Source organism: Pseudomonas sp. SDO5532_S415 (genome assembly GCF_054071155.1).
Genome location: NZ_JBSVWS010000319.1, coordinates 1 through 2,945 on the forward strand (window position 1 = coordinate 1; position 2,945 = coordinate 2,945).

Annotated in this window: 3 protein-coding genes; all 3 read left to right on the top strand. The window is 63.1% G+C overall.

What is annotated here, in order from left to right:
* Positions 1 to 267 (top strand): DUF4381 domain-containing protein (locus ACW9HW_RS29680; RefSeq protein ID WP_457402892.1); only part of this gene is annotated, 267 nt, incomplete at its 5' end.
* The gene (locus ACW9HW_RS29685; RefSeq protein WP_457402894.1) at positions 254 to 1,246 is read left to right on the top strand and encodes a vWA domain-containing protein; all 993 of its coding nucleotides are present in this window, start codon (positions 254 to 256) and stop codon (positions 1,244 to 1,246) included. The genes ACW9HW_RS29680 and ACW9HW_RS29685, both read left to right, overlap by 14 nt.
* 1 nt (position 1,247) lies before the next feature.
* On the top strand, positions 1,248 to 2,828 hold the full coding sequence (locus tag ACW9HW_RS29690; RefSeq protein WP_457402896.1) for a VWA domain-containing protein: 1,581 nt from the start codon (positions 1,248 to 1,250) through the stop codon (positions 2,826 to 2,828).
* Positions 2,829 to 2,945 lie beyond the last annotated feature (117 nt).

Genomic DNA, 2,945 nt, shown 5'->3' on the forward strand with positions numbered 1-2,945 from the left:
GCGGCCTCACATTCAAAATTTGCGGTGACTGACACGCCGCTTTCGCGAGCAGGCTCGCTCCCACAGGTGACCGCACTAGGCGGGATGGACTGGCAAGACTTTCTGCAGGCGCACGTTGCGCCCCCCCTCCCCGCCAACTTCAGCCAACAACTGGCGCTGCTGGCCTACGCGCCTGATGCGGTTCTGCAAGCCCTCCCCTCCGAACAGCGCCAGCAACTGTTCGCCACCTGCAAAACCTGGGTGGAGCACCATCATGTGGCAACTTGATTACCCCTGGCTGTTACTGCTGTTGCCGTTGCCGTGGTTCGGTTATCGCTACCTGCCCGACTACCGCGAGGCACGCAGTGCGGTGCGGGTGCCGTTTTTTGCCGCCATGAGCCGCGCGGTCGGCCAGGCACCGAATCAGGCCGGCACCCGCAGCAATCGCTGGCAGCTGGCATTGAATCTGTTGGTGTGGGTGCTGTTGCTGCTGGCGGCGGCCCGACCGGTGTACGTGGAAAAACCCATCGAACGCCAGCAACCGGTGCGAGACCTGATGCTGGCCATCGACCTGTCCCAATCCATGGAAACCACCGACTTCACCGATGCCAGCGGCCAGAAGATCAATCGGTTGGCGGCGGTGAAGGGCGTGGTGCACGGCTTTATCGACAAACGCAAAGAGGATCGCCTCGGCCTGATCGTGTTCGGCAGCGGTGCGTATCCGCAGGCACCGCTGACCCTCGATCACGCCAGCCTGTCGCTGTTGCTGGACGACACCGGTATCGGCATGGCCGGTCCCAACACCGCCATCGGCGATGCCATCGGCTTGAGCCTGAAGCTGCTGGAACAGGCCCATGAACAGGAAAAAGTGCTGATCCTGCTGACCGACGGCAATGACACCAGCAGCGCCATCACGCCGGATCATGCGGCGGCCATGGCGGCCGCCAAAGGCGTGGTGATTCACACCATTGCCATTGGCGATCCGCAGGCTTCCGGCGAAGCCAGGGTCAACCTGACCAGTTTGCAACAGATCGCCGAAGCCACCGGTGGCAAGTACTTCCGCGCCGAAGACCGCACCGCGCTGGATCAGGTCTACAGCACCCTCGACACGCTCACGCCCCATCAGGTGAAAACCCTCAGCCATCAACCGAAAAAGGATCTGTTCTGGTGGCCGCTGGGGGTAGCGATTGCGCTGCTCGCGCTCTATCAACTGGGCGCCATGCTGCGTTTGCGCCTGTCCTTGGCCCGTCAGCGGCAAGAGGCCTGAGATGGACATCAATCTCGGCGACTTCCACTTCCTGCGTCCGCTGTGGCTGTTGCTGCTGCCCTTCGCTGCCGTTCTGCCACTGCTCTGGCGCCGCAGCCGTGACCTGCAACGCCGCCTGCGTGGCAACATTGCCGGGCACTTGCTGCCGCACTTGCTGATCACCCCGCAGGACCGACAATGGCTGCGACCGGTGCACCTGGTCTGCACGCTGCTGATACTCGGCGCCCTGGCCGCCGCCGGGCCGACCTGGGAGCAGGATCGGCCGGACTTTCTGGAAAACCGTGCACCGCTGATCATCGCCATTGATCTGTCGCCGTCGATGGACGCCACCGATGTGCAACCGACGCGCCTGGAAGCGGCCAAACACAAAACTCATGACCTGATCCAGCGTCGCGCCGGCGCGCGCAATGCCCTGATCGCCTACGCCGGCAGTGCGCACCTTGTACTGCCGGCCACGGACGATCCCAGCCTGCTCGACACCTTTATCCAGGCCTTGAGCACCGACCTGATCGGCAAGCCGGGAAAAAATGTCAGTGCAGTGATCGACCAGGCCAAACGCTTGCTGGCCGAGGAAAAATCCCCCGGCACCCTGCTGCTGATCACCGATGGCGCCGACACTTCAGCGCTGGACGGTCTGGACCGGCAATTGGCAGACAGCGCGCTGCAAGTGTTGATACTGGCGGTCGGCAGCCAGGACGGCGGGATCATCCGCGATGCCAGTGGCCAGCCGCGAATCGATAGCAGCGGTCGGCCGGTGCTGGGCAGTTTTGATCAGGCCGCGCTCAAGCAGCTGGCATCCAAAATGGATGCGCCTCTGGGCAGCCTGACGCTCGACAACGACGATCTGGACTGGGTCGACCTGCACGCCCAGGCGCACTTCCAGCGCGCCAGCGACGAACAGCGCGAGCTGCACTGGAAGGACGCCGGCTACTGGTTGTGCTGGCCGCTGCTGTTGCTTGCCTTCTTCAGCGTACGCAAGGGCTGGAGCCTGAACTGGATGGCCGGTTTGCTATTGGCGGTCGGACTTGGCTGGCAACCTGCGCCGGTACAGGCCGGCGCACTGACCGACGCCTTCTTCACCCCTGACCAGCAAGGGCGCTGGGCCTTCGAACATGAGCACTTCCCGCAGGCCGCCGCGCATTTCGCCGACCCGTACTGGAAAGGCATCGCCGCTTACAACGCCGCCGATTTCGACTTGGCGCTGACCAGCTTCGCGCGTCTGCAAACGCCCCAGGCGTATTTCTACCTGGGCAACATTTACGTGCGTCGCTTCAAGTTCGACGAAGCGATTGCGGCCTACACCCAGGCGTTGAAGCTGCAACCGCAGTTCCCCGAAGCCACGGCCAACCTCGCCCTGGCCATCGCCTTGCAGAAAGGCACCGAAAGCGCCGAACAGAACGCGCCCGAGGTCAAGCCTGACGACATCAAGATGGACAAGGCACCGGGCAAGGGCCAGAGCAAGGCGTTGCAGACCCAACAGGCGGCGTCGGATGAACAGTGGCTGCAGAACCTCAGCACATCGCCAGCGAAGTTCCTGAAACAGAAATTCGGTTTGCAGGATCAGGCGGGGGCCAGGCCATGACCCTCCTGAAAAACCGAGTCGCGCCATTCGCGAGCAGGCTCGCTCCCACACTTGGAATGCATTCCCCCTGTGGGAGCGAGCCTGCTCGCGAATACCGCAGATCAATCACCACAGTTC